22 protein-coding genes are annotated in these 18,747 nt (G+C 44.9%); 7 read left to right on the forward strand and 15 right to left on the reverse strand.

Translation table 11 applies throughout. The features are described 5' to 3' along the window. Position 1 precedes the first annotated feature (1 nt). The 15 genes from BP688_RS11110 to BP688_RS11180 all read right to left on the reverse strand — a co-directional run bounded on the left by BP688_RS11110 (position 2) and on the right by BP688_RS11180 (position 12,641). Entirely contained in the window at positions 2-634 is a 633-nt protein-coding gene (locus tag BP688_RS11110; RefSeq protein ID WP_290597354.1) for a heme exporter protein CcmB, read from the reverse strand. Then, entirely contained in the window at positions 621-1,277 is a 657-nt protein-coding gene (locus BP688_RS11115) for an ABC transporter ATP-binding protein (RefSeq protein ID WP_290597353.1), read from the reverse strand. The genes BP688_RS11110 and BP688_RS11115 overlap by 14 nt, the downstream gene beginning before the upstream one ends. Further along, positions 1,277-1,816, reverse strand: a complete 540-nt coding sequence (locus tag BP688_RS11120; RefSeq protein ID WP_290597352.1) for an imidazoleglycerol-phosphate dehydratase — start codon at positions 1,814-1,816, stop codon at positions 1,277-1,279. The genes BP688_RS11115 and BP688_RS11120 overlap by 1 nt, the downstream gene beginning before the upstream one ends. Continuing rightward, on the reverse strand, positions 1,803-2,519 hold the full coding sequence (gene hisA, locus BP688_RS11125; protein WP_290597351.1) for a 1-(5-phosphoribosyl)-5-[(5-phosphoribosylamino)methylideneamino]imidazole-4-carboxamide isomerase: 717 nt from the start codon (positions 2,517-2,519) through the stop codon (positions 1,803-1,805). The genes BP688_RS11120 and hisA overlap by 14 nt, the downstream gene beginning before the upstream one ends. Before the next feature lie 30 nt (positions 2,520-2,549). After that, the gene (locus tag BP688_RS11130; protein ID WP_290597350.1) at positions 2,550-2,942 is read right to left on the reverse strand and encodes a universal stress protein; all 393 of its coding nucleotides are present in this window, start codon (positions 2,940-2,942) and stop codon (positions 2,550-2,552) included. Between the two features lie 2 nt (positions 2,943-2,944). Continuing rightward, positions 2,945-3,652, reverse strand: coding sequence for an ABC transporter ATP-binding protein (locus BP688_RS11135; protein WP_349677342.1), 708 nt, complete (start codon positions 3,650-3,652; stop codon positions 2,945-2,947). Then, entirely contained in the window at positions 3,649-4,377 is a 729-nt protein-coding gene (locus BP688_RS11140; protein ID WP_290597348.1) for an ABC transporter ATP-binding protein, read from the reverse strand. Before BP688_RS11140 ends, BP688_RS11135 begins: the two co-directional genes overlap by 4 nt. Positions 4,378-4,386: 9 nt before the next feature. Further along, a complete protein-coding gene (locus BP688_RS11145; RefSeq protein ID WP_290623822.1) occupies positions 4,387-5,367 on the reverse strand; it encodes a branched-chain amino acid ABC transporter permease in 981 nt (326 codons plus the stop codon). Between the two features lies 1 nt (position 5,368). Beyond that, a complete protein-coding gene (locus BP688_RS11150) occupies positions 5,369-6,256 on the reverse strand; it encodes a branched-chain amino acid ABC transporter permease (RefSeq protein WP_290597346.1) in 888 nt (295 codons plus the stop codon). Between the two features lie 33 nt (positions 6,257-6,289). Then, positions 6,290-7,609: an amino acid ABC transporter substrate-binding protein gene (locus tag BP688_RS11155; RefSeq protein ID WP_290623824.1), complete on the reverse strand. Its 1,320-nt coding sequence runs from the start codon at positions 7,607-7,609 to the stop codon at positions 6,290-6,292. Positions 7,610-7,673: 64 nt separating this feature from the next. Beyond that, on the reverse strand, positions 7,674-8,864 hold the full coding sequence (locus BP688_RS11160; protein WP_290597344.1) for a CaiB/BaiF CoA transferase family protein: 1,191 nt from the start codon (positions 8,862-8,864) through the stop codon (positions 7,674-7,676). 10 nt (positions 8,865-8,874) lie between these two features. Then, positions 8,875-10,059: an acyl-CoA dehydrogenase gene (locus BP688_RS11165; protein ID WP_290597343.1), complete on the reverse strand. Its 1,185-nt coding sequence runs from the start codon at positions 10,057-10,059 to the stop codon at positions 8,875-8,877. 77 nt (positions 10,060-10,136) lie between these two features. Further along, positions 10,137-11,099 carry an NrpR regulatory domain-containing protein gene (locus BP688_RS11170; RefSeq protein WP_290597342.1) on the reverse strand — a complete coding sequence of 321 codons (963 nt, stop codon included), beginning with the start codon at positions 11,097-11,099 and terminating at the stop codon, positions 10,137-10,139. 38 nt (positions 11,100-11,137) lie between these two features. Next, the gene (locus BP688_RS11175) at positions 11,138-11,812 is read right to left on the reverse strand and encodes an amino acid ABC transporter permease (protein WP_290623826.1); all 675 of its coding nucleotides are present in this window, start codon (positions 11,810-11,812) and stop codon (positions 11,138-11,140) included. A 40-nt stretch (positions 11,813-11,852) separates the two neighbouring features. Next, positions 11,853-12,641, reverse strand: a complete 789-nt coding sequence (locus BP688_RS11180; protein WP_290597340.1) for a basic amino acid ABC transporter substrate-binding protein — start codon at positions 12,639-12,641, stop codon at positions 11,853-11,855. 92 nt (positions 12,642-12,733) lie between these two features. Here BP688_RS11180 and BP688_RS11185 point away from each other — a divergent pair, with 92 nt between their 5' ends. The 7 genes from BP688_RS11185 to cbiB all read left to right on the forward strand — a co-directional run bounded on the left by BP688_RS11185 (position 12,734) and on the right by cbiB (position 18,737). Then, the gene (locus tag BP688_RS11185; protein WP_290597339.1) at positions 12,734-13,549 is read left to right on the forward strand and encodes a DMT family transporter; all 816 of its coding nucleotides are present in this window, start codon (positions 12,734-12,736) and stop codon (positions 13,547-13,549) included. Between the two features lie 75 nt (positions 13,550-13,624). Continuing rightward, on the forward strand, positions 13,625-13,939 hold the full coding sequence (locus tag BP688_RS11190; RefSeq protein ID WP_290597338.1) for a hypothetical protein: 315 nt from the start codon (positions 13,625-13,627) through the stop codon (positions 13,937-13,939). 382 nt (positions 13,940-14,321) lie between these two features. Then, positions 14,322-15,494 carry an argininosuccinate synthase gene (locus BP688_RS11195; RefSeq protein WP_290597337.1) on the forward strand — a complete coding sequence of 391 codons (1,173 nt, stop codon included), beginning with the start codon at positions 14,322-14,324 and terminating at the stop codon, positions 15,492-15,494. Positions 15,495-15,523: 29 nt separating this feature from the next. After that, entirely contained in the window at positions 15,524-16,213 is a 690-nt protein-coding gene (locus BP688_RS11200; RefSeq protein WP_290597336.1) for a competence/damage-inducible protein A, read from the forward strand. Continuing rightward, a complete protein-coding gene (locus BP688_RS11205) occupies positions 16,200-17,408 on the forward strand; it encodes a dihydroorotase (RefSeq protein WP_290623828.1) in 1,209 nt (402 codons plus the stop codon). The genes BP688_RS11200 and BP688_RS11205 overlap by 14 nt, the downstream gene beginning before the upstream one ends. Positions 17,409-17,471: 63 nt before the next feature. Further along, positions 17,472-17,840 (forward strand): response regulator, encoded by a 369-nt coding sequence (locus BP688_RS11210; protein ID WP_290623830.1) that lies wholly within the window; start codon positions 17,472-17,474, stop codon positions 17,838-17,840. Between the two features lie 36 nt (positions 17,841-17,876). Beyond that, entirely contained in the window at positions 17,877-18,737 is an 861-nt protein-coding gene (gene cbiB, locus BP688_RS11215) for an adenosylcobinamide-phosphate synthase CbiB (protein ID WP_290623832.1), read from the forward strand. Positions 18,738-18,747: the final 10 nt, after the last annotated feature.

Here is an 18,747-nt window from a genome sequence, read left to right on the forward strand (position 1 = left end):
GTTACAGTATTTTATCAGCAGTAAGCATCGAGATGCTTGTTATAATTCCAGTGTAGGCAAAAACAAAGAGAATCTGCGACAGCTCAATATTTCCTGATAGGGCGAGATTGACGAGAGAAACTGTAGAGCTTATCAGCGGGAAGACAATTGGAAAGAGCACAACAGGTAGCAGCATCTCCCGCGATCTGGATTGAGAGAGCAGAGGAGAGAGGGCAGTAATGGCTACGGCGATGGAGGCATTGCAGGCTGTGAAGACTATAAAGGAGAGGCCAAAGTTCCCTGAAACGTCAAAAAGGGCATAACAAACAGGAAAAATGATTGACTGAACGGTAAACATCAGAATAATGTTAAAGACGATCTTACCAGCAACAATCTGCTGTGGTGTGAGTGGAGAGGCTTTCAACCCCTCGATGGTTTCCGAATCAAACTCTTTTAAGAAAGATGTGGAGTAGCCAAGAATTCCTGTTAGGAGGAATATCAGGAGGAGCAGAGAGGAAAAAATCTCCTCAGGATCGGAAATCGCGGCACTGAAGAGAAAAGCAGATGTAAGGCTGAAAAGGAGCATCAGGCTTAAGCTTGACTTTGTCCTGAATTCCAATTTTAAATCTTTTTTAGCAAGCTCAAGAACCCTCATTCAGTATCTCCACAGCTTCATTGAAGTTCCTTCCGAAGTAGACCCTTTTTCCAAATTTAAGGACAAGGAAGCAATCGCAAAACTCTGCCTCTTCCAGCATGTGGGTTGTGAAGATTATACAGCCTTTATATTTCTTCAGCATGTCAAGTATGGTGTCTCTGACAGAAATATCAAGTCCGGATGTTATCTCATCGAGCAAAAGAAGGTCAGGTGTGTTGATCAGAGCCTTTGCGAAGGCAACCCTCTGTAAGAACCCCCTCGAAAGTTCAGAAACTCTTTTGTCCAAATATCTCTCGAACTCAAGCTTCTCCGCGAGAACTCTGATGTCTGTGCTGCAGCCGTAGAGCTTGGAATAGAACTCAAGGTTCTCCCTGATGGTTAGTTCTTTATAAAGCATAGGGTTGTGGGAAGCGATGCCTATCCTTTTTCTGATTTCCGGAGAAAAAGCGGGATTTTCGCCAAAAACCTCCAGAGAACCTGTTGTAGGTCTCAAAATTCCCCCTATCAGCTTAACCAAGGTTGATTTCCCCGCTCCATTGTATCCAAGCACTGCTAACTTCTCCCTCTCAAGCTCGAAGTCCACTTTATTGATTGCATAGCCTGACCCGAATTTTTTGCTAAGATTCTTTGCCTTTACGATCATCAGTCAAGCACTCCTTTTGCACTTCTGTAATCTTCACCACTTTTTTTCAGTGCTTTTCTGAGAGAGATAGCAAGTGCCTTGAAGGCAGCCTCCATCATGTGGTGGGAATTGCTGCCCTTCACTCTCAAATAAATGTTTAGTCCAGCATTTCTGCAGAGTGTGTCAAGAAAATGCAGAAAATCCTCACTCCTCATTTCTCCATCTCTTATTTCACCATCGAAAACGAAAACGCCTCTTCCGCTGAAATCAAGCCCACAAATGGCCACGGCATCATCCATCGGAACTATTGCATCTCCAAATCTTTCGATCCCCTTTTTGCCAACTTCTCCAATCGCATTTCCAAGGCAGATGGCAACGTCTTCGATGATGTGGTGCTCGCTATCGCCCTTTGCTCTTACAACAATCCCGTATCCCGAATGCTTTGCCAATGTTTTCAGCATATGGTCGAGAAAGGGGATTGTGGTGTCAACCTCGGTCTTGTCTGCACCGAAGGTTACGGTGACTTCAGTCTCCACAGTTTTTCTGCTAAACTTTTTCATACTCCACCTTTATTGCTTCCTCAAATTTAAGCTTTTTAGTATACAGGGCTGAGCCAATTACAACTCCTGCTGCTCCAGCCCTTTTGATAAACCTGATGTCTTCAACACTCGTGATTCCGCCTGCAACGTAAACGGGATTTCTGAGACTTTTAACGATTTCTATAATCTTTTCTCTGTCTATTCCCGAAACCAAACCCTCAACATCGATGTTTGTGTAGAGGAATGAAACATTTAGATCGTCATAGAGCTTTGCGAGTTGAATCGGGGTTAGCTCAACAGTCTCCTTCCAACCCTTCACCGCCACCTTGCCCTTTTTTGAGTCTATCGCGACTGTAACCTTCCCCTCCCATTTTTCGGCAAATTTTCTCAGCTCCTCAACCCTCTTAACCGCAAGTGTCCCGAAGATAACTCTGTCAACACCCAGATTGAACAACCTTTCGGCTACATCAAAATCCCTTACTCCTCCCCCAACCTGAACCTCCGCCATCTTTGCGATTTTTGCAATAATATCCTCATGTCTCAGCCTTCCCTGAAAGGCTCCACTCAGGTCAATTACATGCAGAACTCTCGCTCCTTTTTCAACCCACCGCCTCGCAATTTCCACAGGGTCCTCAGCCTCAAAGGTCACTTCATCTTCCCTACCCTGTCTCAGTCTTACAGCCTTTCCGTCCTTAAGGTCAACAGCCGGGATTACCCTGAACATTGGGTGAAAAGAGTTGAAAAAATTTAAAAATTATTTGATGCAAACAACAGGCTGCTTCGCGTGCAGTATAACCTGCTGTGCAACACTGCCAAAAAGCAGCTTTCCTGCAGGTCTCCTTTTTCTGACGCCTATGACTATCATCGAAGCCTCCACTTCCTCAGCAAACTCTACGATATCCTCTTCGGGTTCCTTACCCCTTATAAGCAAATGTTTCTCTGCCTCAATACCTCTGCTTTCAGCAAGGCTCACGACATAGTCCAGTAACCTCTCTCCAGCCTCTATCTCCTTCTCGCTCGTCTTATCACCACCATAGAGGGAATGTATGAACATCAGCTTCTCCCCCCTGAGCTTTGCCTCCTCTACAGCAAAGTCAACTATTCTCGGAGTCCTCTCAGAATGGTCAATTGCCACAACAATTGCCATAATTAAACACCTAAGTATGCCTTTTTAATATCTTCGCTCTCCTTAATCTCATCAACACTACCGCCAAAAGCGATTTTACCCTCGTGTAGAACGTAGGCATAGTCTGAAATGTCGAGGGAGGAAAATACGTTTTGTTCTACGAGCAGTATCGTCAGCCCCTCCTCTTTCAGCTTGTATATAGTTTCAAATACTTCCTTTACGAGTTTTGGTGCTAAACCCTGACTTGGTTCATCCATGAGAATCAGATTTGGGGATGTCATTAACGCTCTGCCGATTGCCAACATCTGCTGCTCTCCTCCGCTTAGCGTTCCCGCTTTCTGTTCCTCTCTCTCTTTAAGTCGGGGGAAAAGTGTGTAAACAAGCTCCAGAGAGTCCTCAAATTTCTCCTCAGCCCTGCTCAGGTAGGCTCCCATAAGAAGGTTATCCTCGACGGTCATGTTTGGAAAAAGATGTCTACCCTCGGGAACCATTGTGATTCCCATTTCAACTTTCTTGTGTGGTGGGGTTTTGGTTACATCCTCACCAAAGTACTCGACCATCCCATTCCAAGGACTTATTATCCCAAAAATTGCTTTTAAAGTTGTACTCTTTCCTGCTCCGTTCGGACCAAGAACGGTGGTTATGCTCTTCTCCTTTACTTCCAGATCGACCCCCCAAAGAACCTGCATCTCACCATAACCGGATTCAAGTTTTGATACTTTCAGCATCAGACCACCCTCCCACCGAGGTAGACTTCAATAACTTCGGGATGATTCAGAACTTCAATAGTTGGACCTTCCAAAAGTTTTCTTCCCTGATGCATAACCACAACTCTTTCCGCAAATTTTGTTATGGCGTGCATCAAGTGTTCGACCATTGAAACTACTGCTATGTTCTCCTCCTCCTTAACTCTCTTGATCAGGTCGATTATCTTGTCTATGTCCTTTGGATTCATTCCCGCAAGCAGCTCGTCCAGCAACAGAAGTTTCGGCTTCATCGCCAGAGCTCTCGCAAGCTCCATCAATTTCTTCTCAAGAGGGGTTAGAAGTTTTGCTTCCTTGTTTCTGAGTTCGTAAATTCCGACAATCTTCAGGTATTCGTCAGCCATCTCCAAAGCCTCGTCAACTCCAGCGTGAGCCCTTCCGAACATCGCTCCAATTGCCACGTTCTCTCTTACACTGGCGGATCCAAATGGACGGGGAATTTGAAAGGTTCTGGCGAGTCCAAGTGGCGCCCTTTTATGGGGAGGCAGGTTTGTAATATCTTTACCCTCAAATATAATTTTACCCTCATCGGGAATGTACACTCCGCTAATCAAATTGTAAAGTGTAGTTTTTCCACTCCCGTTTGGGCCGACTATTCCAAGAGCCTCTCCCTCCTCAACTTCGAGATCCAGCTTGTTCACCGCAACAAGCCCACCAAACCTCTTTGTTACATTTTCGAGCTTCAGTAGCATTTTGTCACCTCACGTAATGTACTCGATAATTCCCCTTTCCTGTAATTTTTTCTTGACAAATCCCACAACTCCTTCTGGAAAGGCGACGACTATTACAAGCAGTAGAGGTGCGAATACAAGCAACTGGAAGCCCGGTAAGATTACTGAGAGATAGTACTTCAACGCACCGTATATCAGACCTCCGACAACTGGCCCGAGGAGAGTACCAGCTCCTCCGAGCATAACAATGACTATTGCTTCAACCGTGTAGTGGATGAAGAAAACGTCTTCTGGGAAGACGTAGGTAAGCTTCAGCGTCCATGCAGAAGCTCCGATCATGGCTCCGATAGTTGCACTTGTGAAGAATGCGATAAGTTTGTACTTCGTAACATTTATGCCCATAACTTTGGCAGCATCTTCATCTTCCCTAACTGCAAGCAAAGCATAACCGACCCTGCTATTAATCATGTAAACCGTAATCACTGAAGCGATGAAGATTATTATTATCAATGCCGCATCAGCCACAAATGTGGACAAATAGTTTGCAAACTCAGGTCCAAAGGTCTTACGGAGTTTTCCTGAGAGGATTATACCTTCAGAGCCGCCCCATATTTTCGCCCCTTCAATGAGGTATCTCAACCCCTCGTTAACACCGATTGTAGCGATAGCGAAATAGGCCCCTCTCAATCTCAACGCCACTCCACCAACAGCGGTGCAAAGCAGTGCTGCGAAAATTAGGGCAAGGACAAATCCGAGGGGAATTGCCCATATCCCCAAGTACGTGAAGTACCCAAGTGCAACGCCCATGCCGTAAGCACCCATTGCGAGGAAGGCAACATAGCCGAAATCAACATATCCTGTGAGACCCATGAAGTTGTTCAACGCAACACCGATTCCGATGTAAAACATTATGTACATTATCGGCTGCCACAAACCCGGTTGAGAAAGTCCTATAGCTATCAAGATAATGTAGATGGCAAACGGAATTATCAGAGATTTGAACTTAAACAAGTCACTCACCTCCGAGAAGACCTGTTGGTTTCAGTAACAAGATCAGCAGGAGTGCGGTAAAACTAACGAACCTCGTGAGACCAAAGGGCTCAACTCCCGGAATGAGACCGAGCAGAGTGTAGGAACCATTTTCGAGCAGGCCAAATATAAATCCTGCATAGAATGCACCCCATGGAGAGCCAAGGCCTCCAAGAACAGCTATGACGAACGCTTTGAGTGTGTAATCGCCTCCCATGTAAACATTAATACCGACGGGCGTGAAGAGTGTGACGAGAACTCCGCTCGTAACTGTGAGCGCAATTCCTATTGCGAAGCTTAAAGCGTAGACCATGTTGACGTTTATTCCGCAAACCATCGCCCCCTCCTTATCCTCCACCACGGCCCTTATAGCCTTTCCGAGTTTAGTTCTGCTGAACCATACGTAGAGCAATGCTGCGATTACGATACTTGAACCAAAAGCGTAGAGCTTTGTAAACGGCAGTTCTGTAAAGGGTAAGGATATACCGCCTATGTCCCAGCTATATCCCACATAATCCGGACCCCAGAAGAACTTTGAAAGCTCTTCAATGAAAACACCAATACCAAAAGTAGCAAGAAGGGTTGAAAGTTCAGGAGCATCAAGCAATCTTCTAATAATGGTCATGAAAACGACAAATCCCATCGCAAGACCGACAATAACCGCCACTACTATGGAAGCAAGTGGCGGTATGGAGTAGAGAGTGAACATCCAGAAGGCGGTAAATGCACCAACCATTATGAAGGCTCCGTGGCCCACATTAACAACTCTTAAAACACCAAATATGAGGCTTAAACCCATTGTCGCGAGCCCGTAAACACCACCAAGCAGTAAACCGTAAATGATATTGGCTGCAAGCTGCTCTGCAATCATTCATTCACCTCAAAAATTTAAAAATTAAAAATTTTAACTTCCACAAGTCTTGCCCTCCGCCTTCTCATCCCACGTGGGCATTGGATAGCAAGGTTTGGCATTCGCAGCACTTTCTGGCCATACAATCTTCTTCTCTTCGTTCTGCCACTGTATTATGACCATGTCGTGTCCAACCTGCTTCCCTGTTTCGGGGTCAATGCTCCACATTCCGTACACACACATGAACTCTAAGTCATTCATAGCCTCTCTCACTCTATCAACATCCGTGCTCTGAGCCTTTTCGATGGCTTTTGCATAACTTAACACTGCTGCGGCAGCCTCAGCAACATGGTAGCTCGGCTCAGCATCTTCTCCCGCAAGATCCTTGAACATTTTGATGAACTCTTCCTGTGTTGGTCCGTACCATTCTACTCCAAGCTTTTCTGCGACTTCTGGACTGTATTTGACTCCAGTTTCCCACTGGGCTGGTGCAGATATGCCCTCTGCCTTTGTACCCAGAGCCTCGTAGAATGCAGGTAATGATGGTGCAACAAGGATTGATATCGCCTTGATGTTTATGTTAAGTTCCGCAAGCTGCTGAGCGAGCAACTGTCCATCGGCGAAGTGTCCACCACCAATCAATACATCAGGATTCGCTGCTTTGAGTTCGTTAAGTATGGGTGAGAGATCGGTAGTACCCGCAGGGTAGGTTTTTTCGTAAACTATCTCGAATCCAAGTTTCTCAGCGTATTCCTTGGCTGCCTGATGGACTGCTCTTGAGAATTCTTTGTCCTCGTAAACCAAAGCCAATCTTTTTGCATCTGGATCTAAGGTCTTCACCATGTCAAGGAATCCTGTCTGGTATTTACTTGCCGGACTTAGAGTCTGGACAACATAATAGTAACCCTGTTCGAAGATGTAATCACTTGCACCACCATGGCTGTTCATCAAAACACCGTATTTTTCCGCAATTGGTGCTGCTGCCATTGTCAATCCGGAGCTGTATGGTGCCAAGATGAACTTGACTTTGTCCACAGTGGCGAGCCTCTCTATGAGACTTTGGACGGACTCTTTCTTCGATTCATCGTCGTAGTATTTGATTTCAACTTTGTAAACCTTGTTTCCTACCTTGATACCTCCATTCTCGTTTATCCACTGAGCGGCCACCTGCATACCCCACAGAGACATCTGACCTTCTTTGGCGAATTTACCTGACAGGCTTATTGGTGCTCCAAAATATAGCGTTTCTTCCTTAGGTCCAGTAGGCGTTGCTGCGGGTGTTGTTGTGGTTGGCTTCTCCTCTGGTTGTTGTGCACATCCTGCGAAGAACAAAACAAATCCAACGAGTACTAATACGAAAACTTTCTTCCGCATCCCTTCTCACCTCACAGTTTTCACCCTTAAAAAAATTACATTTTAAAAAATTTTTCATTTTTAATCACACCACTCCTTCACTTTTCAGTCCTTCAATTTCCTCGATGTCGTATCCAATAGACTTTAGTACCTCTTCGGTATGCTCTCCAAGTTTCGGCGGTCTTTTAACCTCTATTTCGAATCCTGAAAATTTAACAGGATTGTTAAAGAGCTTTATTTTTCCCAAACCGGGGTAATCTACATCAACAACCGTTTTTCTGTACTTCGTCTGAGGATGTTCTATTACCTCTCTAATGGTGTTCACAGCTCCGCTTGGCACTCCGGCTTTGAGTAAAATTTCAACCCATTCATCTCTTGTTTTCCCTTTCAGCTTTTCAACTATTATTCTCTCAAGTTCTTCTCTGTTTTTCAATCTGTCCCTGTTTGTCGCAAAACGTGGGTCATCAATTAGTTTTTCAAGCCCTACAGCCTTACAGAACTCCCTCCAGTGCCACTCAGTTGCAACAACTATGTTGACGAGCTTGCCATCCCCAGCCGGGTAGGGCTCGTAGGGTGTGGCCAAGAAATATTTAGTTCCCATTCTCAACTCTTCGTCTTTCATTCCCTCTACGATGGCCATGTTCATCAGGTTTAGCATCATGGTAACTGCACAGTCGAAGAGGGAGATGTCAATCTCCATTCCTTCTCCCGTCTTCTCCCTCCTAAGCAGTGCTGCAAGGACTGCATACACACCATACATTGATGCGAGTAAATCGGTTATTGGTATATTGATTTTACATGGCGTATCCCTCGTCCCAGTATAGCTGATTATACCTGCCTCACCCTGAATGAGCTGGTCAAAGGCTGGTCTATCCCTGTAAGGACCATCCTGTCCGAATCCTGATACGTGACAGTAAACTATGTCTGGATTGATCTTCTTTACAGCCTCATAATCTACTCCAAGCTTCTTAACAACTCCCGGAACAAAATTTTCGATGATAACGTCAGCCTTTTCTGCAAGTTTGAAGAAAATCTCCTTTCCCTTTTCGTGCTTCAAGTCGAGGGTCATTGACTTCTTGTTCCTGTTTACGACGCCAAAGTAAAAGCTGAGATCTGCCTTTATGGGAATCCAGTGCCTTGCCAAGTCACCGACTTTTGGTCTTTCGATGTGTATAACCTCCGCCCCAAGATCCGCCAACAGCGTGCCGATATAAGGTCCAGCTACCGCCTGTCCCAGCTCAATGACGAGCATCTCGTCAAAAGGGGGAAAATCCAATGCGATCACCCTACAGTTCTCTCCTAAACGCCTGATACCCAGTAATCGCCCTACCTAAGATCAGCGTGTGGATGTCATCTGTCCCCTCGTAAGTATATACCGACTCAATGTTCGCCATGTGCCTTATCGGAGAGTAGTCCAAGCTTACCCCATTCGCCCCCAGCAGCTCCCTCGCAGTCCTCGCACAGTATCTCGCCACCCTCACATTGTTCTTCTTCGCTAAGGATATCTGCTCTGTCGTGGCCTTGCCCTCGTCCATCAGCCTTGCAAGCCTCCATGCGAGTAGCTGCCCCTTGGTGATCTCAATCAGCATCTTGACGAGCTTCTCCTGCACGAGCTGGAACGAAGCCAAAGGAGCCCCGAACTGCTTCCTCTCCTTTGTGTAATTCAATGCCGTCTCATAGCAATCCATAGCAGCCCCGATAGCCCCCCAGGAAATCCCGAACCTTGCCTGATTCAGACAGCTCAGAGGAGCTCTCAGCCCCCTTGCCCCTGGCAGTCTGTTCTCCTCACTAACTCTGCAGTTCACAAGGCCGAGCTCACCAACACTTCCAGCCCTCATAGAACCCTTCTTTGTCAGGGCACTCTGCTGAAAGCCCTTCGTGCCCTTCTCCACAATAAACCCCTTGATCTTGCCATCCTCCACATCCCTCGCCCACACTACAGCTATGTCCGCCATATCAGCCTCGCTGATCCAGGTTTTGGTCCCATTCAGCACCCACTCATCCCCATTCCTTCTCGCAGTAGCCTCCATACTCCCCGGATCACTTCCATGGTTAGGCTCGGTCAAACCAAAACAACCAATGATTTCGCCCTTGGCAAGCTTCGGCAGATACTCCTTCTTCTGCTCCTCACTGCCGTACTGCCATATCGGATACATTACCAAGCCAGAAGTTACTGCAACGAAGCTTCGCAAAGCACTGTCAACCCTCTCCACCTCTTGGCAAACTATTCCAAAGGTCGTGTAGCTCATTCCCGGACAGCCATACTCCTCGGGAATGAATGTGCCCAGCATCCCGAGCTCTCCGAACTTCTTTCCAAGCTTATGGAAGTTCAACGGCTTCTCCTCATGCCACGCATCAGCAACAAGCGGTACAACCTCCTTCTCAAGAAATTCTCTGACAGAATTCCTGACCAGTCTGTCTTCATCGCTCAGAAGCTCATCTATATTGTAGAAATCAACTCCTCTGAACATTTTCTCACCTCTAACTATTGTGTTTAATTTTTATGAAACTTTTACTTTAAAAAATTTTGCGGAAATTTATTGCCATTTTACAAATAGTAATCCGGAGTTCTGAAATCCTTATAATCAACAAAAAACTCATTTATTCTGATATCCAGCGGAATTCCATCTTCGTAGAGTGGAGCGAGATAATTTAGCCCTGCGCTGACTATCAATCTCGCTCTGCTTCCAGTTGGTAAACCAAATCGCCTGTCTGCTGGGTGAAGAATCTTTATTATCCCCCCAAACCCTTTGGATTCTGCTATTTCCAGCTCTCTCCTTGCAATATCCATTGCGTATCTGCTGAACGATCTTATAGCCACTATGATCTCTCCTCTTCCTGATTTCGGAATTAATGAGATTGATGTAAGACCAGATTTAAGAAAGAGTTGTCCAGGGCTGAGAGTTGTGCCGATGTAGCTTATAAGCTCGGTAATCCCCTTTGGCTCCCTTTCTTCAATGCTGAGCAATGCAGCATATTCGGGATATGTGTTTACTCCTGCAGATCTGAGTATGACGTCAAAAAGGGTGTTTGATATCACTGCAATTGCGAATTTGTCCTTTTCAACTGCATAATCTCCTACTCTTTCTCCCTCCTCGATTACGGTTATCAGGTTCGAAACAAGATATGGAAATTCCGAAAATTCGTTAATAATATTTATTGCTTTTTCAAAATAATCTTTGTTTATGAAAGCGATATTGGTTGGAACGAGGCCAGAAAGAGTGTAGAGGTTAAAATTGCTTAGGTAAACATTGTATTCTATTCTCTCTGAGAATTCTCCAAGTCGCTCAAAAGCACTCTTTCTTTTCAGCACTTTAAGTCCTTTTTCGGTTAGTTCAGCCTTCCCGTTGCTGCCTCTTTTTACTAAGCCTTTCTCTTCCAACTTCTTTAAGTGATATCTAACGGTTCTTGCCCTGATGTTTATACCACGAAGCCTCAGTTCCTTTTCAATTTCATTGGAACTCAAAGCTCCCGACTCTTCGAGAATACCTATAATCTCCTCTTCGATCATCACTGGATGTCAAGCATTAAAGATTAAAATCTTTTTACTCACTTGACCTCGTAAACCCCCAGTTTTCTCTGGGAGTATGATACCAATCTGCTGAGCGGTATGGTCATCATTAGGTAAAACAGAGCAACTCCGAGGAAAGGTGTCCATGCGTTGAAGGTTGTGTTGACTATCTGCCTTCCCACCCTTGTGAGTTCGACAATCGAGATCACTGAAAGCAGCGACGAATCCTTTAGGAGTGCAATGAATTCATTTCCTAAGGCTGGCAGAATGTTCCTGAAGGCCTGTGGGAAAATTACGTAACGCATTGCCTGAAGGTAAGTCATACCCAAGCTCCTTGCTGCCTCCATCTGTCCAATAGGTATTGACTCAATCCCAGCCCTGACTATCTCAGCTATGTAAGCTCCGCTGCAAACGCTAAGTGCTATTATCCCTGCAGGTTCTGGCTGGAGGTTAATTCCAATAGCAGGTAGACCGAAATAGACAATGAGAATCTGTACGAGGAGTGGAGTTCCTCTGATTACTTCAACATAGGCTGTTGAGATGGCGAAAGGGAGAAAGTTCTTTGAAACCCTGCCAAGACCTGCAACTGTGCCTATAATAAGTCCGAAGATAATGGAGAGAACTGTGAGCTTTAGAGTAACCATGGCTCCAAATGCAAGGTCTGGGAGTATCTGGACAAACAGCTCGACGTCAAATTGATTTATCGCAGCCATTGAACTCAGAAAAAAGTTGAGATATAAAAAAATTTATTTTTCACTCACCAAACCATTTGTTGTAAATCTTATCGTATGTGCCGTCTTCTTTGATTTCCTTCAGAACTTCATTGATCTTCTCAAGCAGTGCTGGATTGTCTTTGTTCACAGCAATTCCATAGTATTCTGGGGCAAATTCATCGGATTCGACAACGCGGTATATGTCTGGGTTCTCTTTGGCGGCTATGTAGGCAACGAAGTTGTCAATAATTGCAGCATCCGCATCCCCTTTCTGAACCGCCATGAGTGCTTCTGGAGTGCCCTCAAATCTCTTGATTTCAAGCTGTATTCCTTTCTCGTCCTTCAACCTCTGAGCTGCAAAGTCTCCGGTTGTTCCCTGCTGTACTGCAACGATCTTTCCATTTAAATCGTCAACGTCCTGTATCTCCGTGTTGTCTGCTTTAGTTAGGATGACCTGCTTCGCCTCAAAGTAAGGGTCGCTGAAGTCAACCTGCTTTGCCCTTTCCTCGGTTATCGTCATTGCCGAGCATATTACGTCATATTTGTGTGCCAGAAGCCCCGGAATAATTCCATCCCACGCTGTGTTGACGAACTTAACCTTAAGCCCCATCCTGTTTGCGATTTCTGTCATGAGATCAATGTCAAACCCCGTATATTCTCCTGTTTTCTCGTCGGTGTATTCGAATGGTGGATACGCTATATCACTCCCAACCGTCAGAAAGCCTTCTTCTACAAGCTTTATCTTTTTTTCTTCGGTTGGTGTCTGTTGTGCACATCCCAGAATTAGAACTGCTGCCAGAATTACCATAGCAGTAACAACCCTCTTCATTCTTACACCTCGCCTTTAGCAAGATTTGATACTTAAAAAATTTTCGAAACTTTAAAGTTAATTTTTTAAACAAACTGCAACTTCTGCCAAAGGTGAAGAGGTTATACGCTGATCTGGGGCTTGCGGTTGTTGCTTTGATATGGGGCTCTACATTTCCGGTTGTGAAGATAGCTCTGGACAGCATGTCGCCTTTTGCTTTTAATACAGTTAGATTTTTCATAGCATGCCTTTTCTTTGTCCCATTCCTCAAATGGGGGAATTTTAAAGACGGTTTCAAGATTGGAGTGGTATCTTTTCTGGGCTATACTTTCCAGACGGTCGGGCTTGATTACACTACAGCAACCAATGCAGGTTTTATAACCTCGACCTATGTTGTATTAGCCCCAATAATTTCTTGGCTTGTTTACAAGGATGTGTTTGATAGGCGAGACGTTTTTGGAGTGATTCTGGCATTTACGGGGTTCTACTTTCTTTCCGGATACTCAGGATTCAATATCGGCGACATTCTCATGCTCTTCTGTGCCCTCTTTTTCGGAGCAGAGATCGCCATGATCTCTCATTACTCTCGCCTCAGTAATCCAACCATGCTCGCCTTCTGGCAAGCCTTTGCTATATTCATTCTCTCCGCCCCATTTGCAGCTTTCACAACGGTCAAATTTGAGATGAACACAACTGTTATTGCAGCGATACTTATCACGGCTTTCTTCGCGACATTTGTTGCAAAGATGCTCCAGAACTGGCTTCAGAGTTACACCAAGTCCTCAGACGCTGCTGTGATACTCTCCCTTGAAGGTGTATTTGCCCACCTTTTTAGTGTTTTATTTCTTGCCGAAATTTTAACATTAACCCAGTATTTTGGCGCGCTTTTAATATTATTGGCAGTAATCATAGTTTCACTCAGAGAATAGTCTCCAAATCTGAGAAATTTTGATTTACCGTAATATTCTTATATTTCAAAAACAAAGATAAAATTGGGTGATAGTATGGGTGTGCATAGAATAACGAGTGAGGCTGCTAAGTATTATGCTCAGAGGGAGAGAGTAGTTGGAGCGGGGATAGCCCTCCTCGGTGAGGCAAGCATGAATCTTGATAAGCTTGATAAAGACCAGTTTGAAAAACTTGGAGATTTGGCTGCAAAGCTTCTTCCTCATTCTCCGGGATATGCAGGCAAAATGATGCCGATAGTCGCAAGATTGTTCTGGAGACTCGCTGGTGTTAACGAGAAGGAATTTGGCTTCGCTGAGCTTGAAGAGCTTGAGAGGGAGATTGAAGAGGTCAAAAAAGAACTTGGCTTTTAAACTATTTTTTAAAATCCTTACAGCACGAAACTCAGTTTTGCGAGTATTGGATGTGAAAGTCAATGTAAGTCTGAGGCAGTCTTCATAGCTGCTGGAGTATCACTCCTTATTTCATCAGTCATACCAATGCTTGAAATCTACGACGACACCTGCAGATATACTGTCCATTCAATCGTGGCTCTGACAGCAATCTCAGTTTTCAGACGCTCTGCTTGTTGTTTTTATAGTTCTTTATTCCCGTCTTTTTATATTCGATCAATACACGTGAGTCGAAGCTTTATTATGCTCGGCTGTCCTGCAGCCATGAGCGTTGGAAAGTTGCGAAGTCCAAAAATGTGCTTAGAGATGCAAAAGCTTTAAACATTAGATGACTACGTGCTGTATGAAAGTAGTCCTCTCGTACTCTGGAGGCTTGGACACAACAGTGTGTATACCTTTGTTGAAAGAGAAATATGGATTTAATGAAGTCATTACGGTAACGGTTGACATCGGACAGCCTGAGAGTGATGTTAAACAGGCTGAAGAGAGAGGAAAGAAGTATGCCGATAAGCATTACACCATAGACGCAAGAGAAGACTTTGTTTTGGAACTCTTTAAGCTGATAAAGGCAAATGGCGAGTATGAGGGCTACGTTCTTGGAACTGCCCTTGCCAGACCCTTGATAGCCGAAAAGGTTGTAGAGGTTGCGAAGAAGGAGAATGCTGATGCAATCGCACACGGTTGCACCGGGAAAGGAAATGACCAGCTTAGATTCGAAAACGTGTTCAGGCAGTATGGCTTCAAGGTTATAGCGCCGGTGAGAGACCTCAACTTGACAAGGGAATGGGAGATTGAATACGCGAAGCAGCATGGGATAGATGTGCCAGCGACGAAGGAGAAGCCCTACAGCATTGACGAAAACCTCTGGAGCAGAAGCATAGAAGGTGGAAAGCTTGAAGACCCGTCCTTCACCCCACCAGAAGACATTTACGAGTGGACTGCAAGTCCTGAAAAAGCCCCAGACGAGCCGGAGCTCATAAAAATTGAGTTTGAAAAGGGAGTTCCGGTAGCCCTAAATGATAAGAGAATGGGCGGCTTTGAACTGATCAATAAGCTAAACGAAATTGGTGGCAGACATGGCGTGGGCAGGACGGATATGATAGAGGACAGGGTTCTCGGACTTAAGGCAAGGGAGAATTATGAGCATCCCGCAGCCACGATCCTGATCACAGCCCACCGAGACCTTGAAAAACTCGTTTTGAGCAGAAGGGAGCTGAAGTTCAAGAAGTTTGTTGAGGAGGAGTGGGCAGAGCTTGTTTACTACGGGTTAACGAATGACCCGCTTTACGACGACCTGAATGCATTCATTGATAAGACTCAGGAAAGGGTTACGGGGTGGGTCAAAATGAGGCTTTTTAAGGGAAGCATCATTCCAGTGGCGAGACACTCAGAATTTGCACTCTATTCGGAAGAACTCGTCTCCTTTGACACAGGTGCGATTAACCAAAGGCTTGCTGAGGGCTTTGCAGCTTTTCATGGTCTGCAGGGAAGGCTGTTCAGAAGGCTGTTCCAGTAACATTTTAAATTTAAAACTCAATTTTCATTATGGAGTTTATCATAATCTCTGTGGGGAACGAGATACTCAGTGGAGACATAAACAACACGAATGCAACCTACATGGCAAAGAAGCTTACCAAACTGGGTCACAGGGTAAGGAAGATCATAACAGTTCCTGATGATGTGAACGTTATAGCAGAGGAGGTCAGAAAAGCTTCGGAGGAGGCGGACTTCGTTCTTGTCACAGGTGGACTTGGCGCCACCCATGATGATGTCACTGCAGAGGGAATTGCGAGGGCGTTTGGAAGAGAACTTGTTGTAAACAAAGAGGTTTACGAGTGGCTGAGCAAGCTGAGCAGAAACGAGGAGGCTGTGAAAAAAATTTCTTCTGTACCTGAAGGCAGCGAGATAATCTGGAATGATGTTGGGGCAGCTCCGGCATTTATCGTCGAGAACGTTGCCGTTATGCCCGGAGTGCCTGCAGAAATGGAAAACACCTTTGGGAAGATACTGGAGAGGTTCGAAAGAGCGAGTTACTATGAGGATACGGTGAGAGTTGAAGGTTTTGAGGTTAAGATCGTGGACAAGCTAAACAAGGTGGTTGAACAGTTTCCCGATGTGCAGATCGGCTCGTATCCGAAATCGGGTTATGTTCTGGTGAAGTTTTCTGGAAGCGATGACAGGAGGGTTAAAGAGGCGATAAAAAAGTTTGAGGAACTTGTAAATGCTAAGAGGTAAGGTATTCTACCAAGGAGAGCTCGTTGAAGCTGGAATTGAAATCGAAGAGGGAAGAATTAAGCGAATTGGTAAACTTGTTAGGGGAAGAGAGGTTAAAGGTATAATCCTGCCCGCTGGAATTGACGTCCATGTCCACCTAAGGGACTTTGATGAAAAATACAAGGAGACGATTGAGACAGGAACAGAGGCTGCACTGCATGGGGGAATCTGTTTAGTTGTTGATCAGCCGAACACTAAGCCCGTTGTTGACTCAGAGCATGTTTATTTCAGGAGGATGGAGAGGGCAAAGAAAAAGGTCTTTGTTGATTACTCTCTGAACCTTGCCCTAACAAACTCAAATTTCAGCAGGATTGAGGATATAGTGGAAAAAATCATACAAAAATATCATCTTCCGGCAGTTGGAGAGGTCTTCATCCAGCACAACAATGAGGATTTGCAAATTGACTACGAAACTCTCAAAAAAGTTGTGGAGAAAGTCAAAAACTTAATTACACTTCATGCAGAAGACCCTGAATTGGTCAAACCCGGTTCTCCAAACTTCAGATTCAGGAGCAGAGAGGCAGAGATAAGAGCGGTTGAGAAGGCCTTGGAGATTTCAAGATTCCACTTTTGCCACATCTCCACCAAAGACTCGGCTGAAAAGATAATGAAAAGCACCTCGACCTTTGAAGTTACTCCTCATCATCTCCTTCTTTCCGTTGATGACTATGCAAAACTTGGAGATGCTGTAAACGTAAATCCACCCCTTAGAAGTAGAGACGAAGCTGAGTGGCTGCTGAGGAATTTCAATAATGCCGATATCCTCGCATCAGACCACGCACCCCACACGCCTGAGGATAAAAAGGTTGGTGCACCGGGTTTTCCGGGTGTGGAGACAATGTATCCTATTTTTGTCTTCCTCGCAAAAGAGGGTGTTGTCAGTTTCAGAGACCTTGTTGAGAAGGTAGCTGAAAACCCATCGAGAATTTTCGGTTTTAAAGGTTACGGGGGGATTGAGGTTGGAAACTTTGCGAATTTTGCTGTTTTTGACTTGAGAGATATTGTGAAAATAAGGGACGAAATGCTCCACTCAAAATGTGGGTGGACACCCTACGAGGGTTTCAAGGCTGTGTTTCCGAAGGAAGTTTATCTCAGGGGAACTGAAGTTTTGGAATGTAATGAGAGGCTTGGAAGGGTTTTGGATTTAAGACTCTGATGCATTCTTGCATTTTCGATGTTAAGAGAAAAGCTTTTAAAGTTGTTTACGATAGTAGTAATAATGAGCATCAGATTGTTGGTAGTTGATGATGATGACAGCATAAGGGAGATTGTGAAGGTGATGCTGAAGGACTACGAAATAATCGAGGCTACCAACGGATATGAAGCAATTAGACTGTATGAAAAAATACGTCCCGATCTCGTCCTGATGGACGTTTCAATGCCCCAGATGGATGGAGTCGAGGCTACAAAAGAGATTGTGAAAATTGATCCTAAAGCCATCGTAATTGGTTTGACAGCTTTTGCCAGAAGTAGGGGCAAAGAGATGCTTGCTGCAGGGGCGAAAGAGGTGGTAGAGAAACCCTTCACGAGGAGAATGCTAAAAGATATAATAGAAAGACACTTAGCCAGTGCTGTTGCCGGCTCATGATTAAATTTTTCTAACAGATATGAGCTCTTTTCCTCAATGGAACTGTTGGTTTTGCTGCTTGCAATCCTTCTTGATATCTTAATCTCTGAGCCACCCTTAGCCATTCATCCAGTCTCTTGGTTCGGTAAACTCATCTCTTTTTTTGAAAAACTTAAAATTTCAAATCCTGTTGCCGATCTCGTCTACGGGATATTTTCAACGCTTACAGTAGCTTTTTTCTCTCTCATACTTGTATTTGTTCCAATTCCTCAGCCTTGGAACTATATGTGGCATTCCTACCTTCTTTTCTCTGCAGTATCTATCAGAAGCATGATATCGCACGCTGAAAGGTGTGTGAGGGACGGAATTGATAGAAATGCAGTCCAGCAGATTGTGAGCAGAAATACCGCAGAGCTGAATGAGGAGCAGCTTTGTTCTGCTGTGATAGAATCGGTGGCCGAGAACTATGTTGATGGTGTTGTATCTCCACTATTCTATTTTTCAATTTTAGGGATTGGAGGGGCTATGGTTTACAAGGCTGTGAATACCTGTGATGCCATGATTGGGTATAGAATGGGGAGATATGAGCATTTTGGCAAGTTTACTGCAAGGATTGATGACATTCTGAACTTTCTGCCTGCAAGACTTTCTTTAGTATTTTTCGAGTTGGTGAAAAGAGGGGCGTTAAGGTATGGCTTGGAAAAGAATGTCAAACTGAACGGATGTACAATTGCTGCCATGTCCTACGTTCTTGGTGTGAAACTTGAAAAGCCCGGCCATTACATGCTTCCGGGTAGAGATGCAGATGTATCACTCGTGCGGGAGGCCATCAAGGCATTCAGAGTGCTGAGCGCCATTGCTGTTGCGTTTTTCGTCTTTGTGACTGCAATCCGGATAATGTTATTAACTCACCTATAGCCCTTTGGAA

The sequence above is a fragment of the Archaeoglobus sp. UBA230 genome (assembly GCA_002507545.1).
GTDB lineage: Archaea > Halobacteriota > Archaeoglobi > Archaeoglobales > Archaeoglobaceae > Archaeoglobus.

What these genes read in the sequence shown, in the direction of transcription:
- BP688_RS11110 (WP_290597354.1), bottom strand. Translation starts at nt 634, where the DNA reads ATGAGGGTTCTTGAGCTTGCTAAAAAAGATTTAAAATTGGAATTCAGG.
- BP688_RS11115 (WP_290597353.1), bottom strand. Translation starts at nt 1,277, where the DNA reads ATGATCGTAAAGGCAAAGAATCTTAGCAAAAAATTCGGGTCAGGCTAT.
- BP688_RS11120 (WP_290597352.1), bottom strand. Translation starts at nt 1,816, where the DNA reads ATGAAAAAGTTTAGCAGAAAAACTGTGGAGACTGAAGTCACCGTAACC.
- hisA (WP_290597351.1), bottom strand. Translation starts at nt 2,519, where the DNA reads ATGTTCAGGGTAATCCCGGCTGTTGACCTTAAGGACGGAAAGGCTGTA.
- BP688_RS11130 (WP_290597350.1), bottom strand. Translation starts at nt 2,942, where the DNA reads ATGGCAATTGTTGTGGCAATTGACCATTCTGAGAGGACTCCGAGAATA.
- BP688_RS11140 (WP_290597348.1), bottom strand. Translation starts at nt 4,377, where the DNA reads ATGCTACTGAAGCTCGAAAATGTAACAAAGAGGTTTGGTGGGCTTGTT.
- BP688_RS11150 (WP_290597346.1), bottom strand. Translation starts at nt 6,256, where the DNA reads ATGATTGCAGAGCAGCTTGCAGCCAATATCATTTACGGTTTACTGCTT.
- BP688_RS11155 (WP_290623824.1), bottom strand. Translation starts at nt 7,609, where the DNA reads ATGCGGAAGAAAGTTTTCGTATTAGTACTCGTTGGATTTGTTTTGTTC.
- BP688_RS11165 (WP_290597343.1), bottom strand. Translation starts at nt 10,059, where the DNA reads ATGTTCAGAGGAGTTGATTTCTACAATATAGATGAGCTTCTGAGCGAT.
- BP688_RS11170 (WP_290597342.1), bottom strand. Translation starts at nt 11,099, where the DNA reads ATGATCGAAGAGGAGATTATAGGTATTCTCGAAGAGTCGGGAGCTTTG.
- BP688_RS11175 (WP_290623826.1), bottom strand. Translation starts at nt 11,812, where the DNA reads ATGGCTGCGATAAATCAATTTGACGTCGAGCTGTTTGTCCAGATACTC.
- BP688_RS11180 (WP_290597340.1), bottom strand. Translation starts at nt 12,641, where the DNA reads ATGAAGAGGGTTGTTACTGCTATGGTAATTCTGGCAGCAGTTCTAATT.
- BP688_RS11190 (WP_290597338.1), top strand. Translation starts at nt 13,625, where the DNA reads ATGGGTGTGCATAGAATAACGAGTGAGGCTGCTAAGTATTATGCTCAG.
- BP688_RS11195 (WP_290597337.1), top strand. Translation starts at nt 14,322, where the DNA reads ATGAAAGTAGTCCTCTCGTACTCTGGAGGCTTGGACACAACAGTGTGT.
- BP688_RS11200 (WP_290597336.1), top strand. Translation starts at nt 15,524, where the DNA reads ATGGAGTTTATCATAATCTCTGTGGGGAACGAGATACTCAGTGGAGAC.
- BP688_RS11205 (WP_290623828.1), top strand. Translation starts at nt 16,200, where the DNA reads ATGCTAAGAGGTAAGGTATTCTACCAAGGAGAGCTCGTTGAAGCTGGA.
- BP688_RS11210 (WP_290623830.1), top strand. Translation starts at nt 17,472, where the DNA reads ATGAGCATCAGATTGTTGGTAGTTGATGATGATGACAGCATAAGGGAG.
- cbiB (WP_290623832.1), top strand. Translation starts at nt 17,877, where the DNA reads ATGGAACTGTTGGTTTTGCTGCTTGCAATCCTTCTTGATATCTTAATC.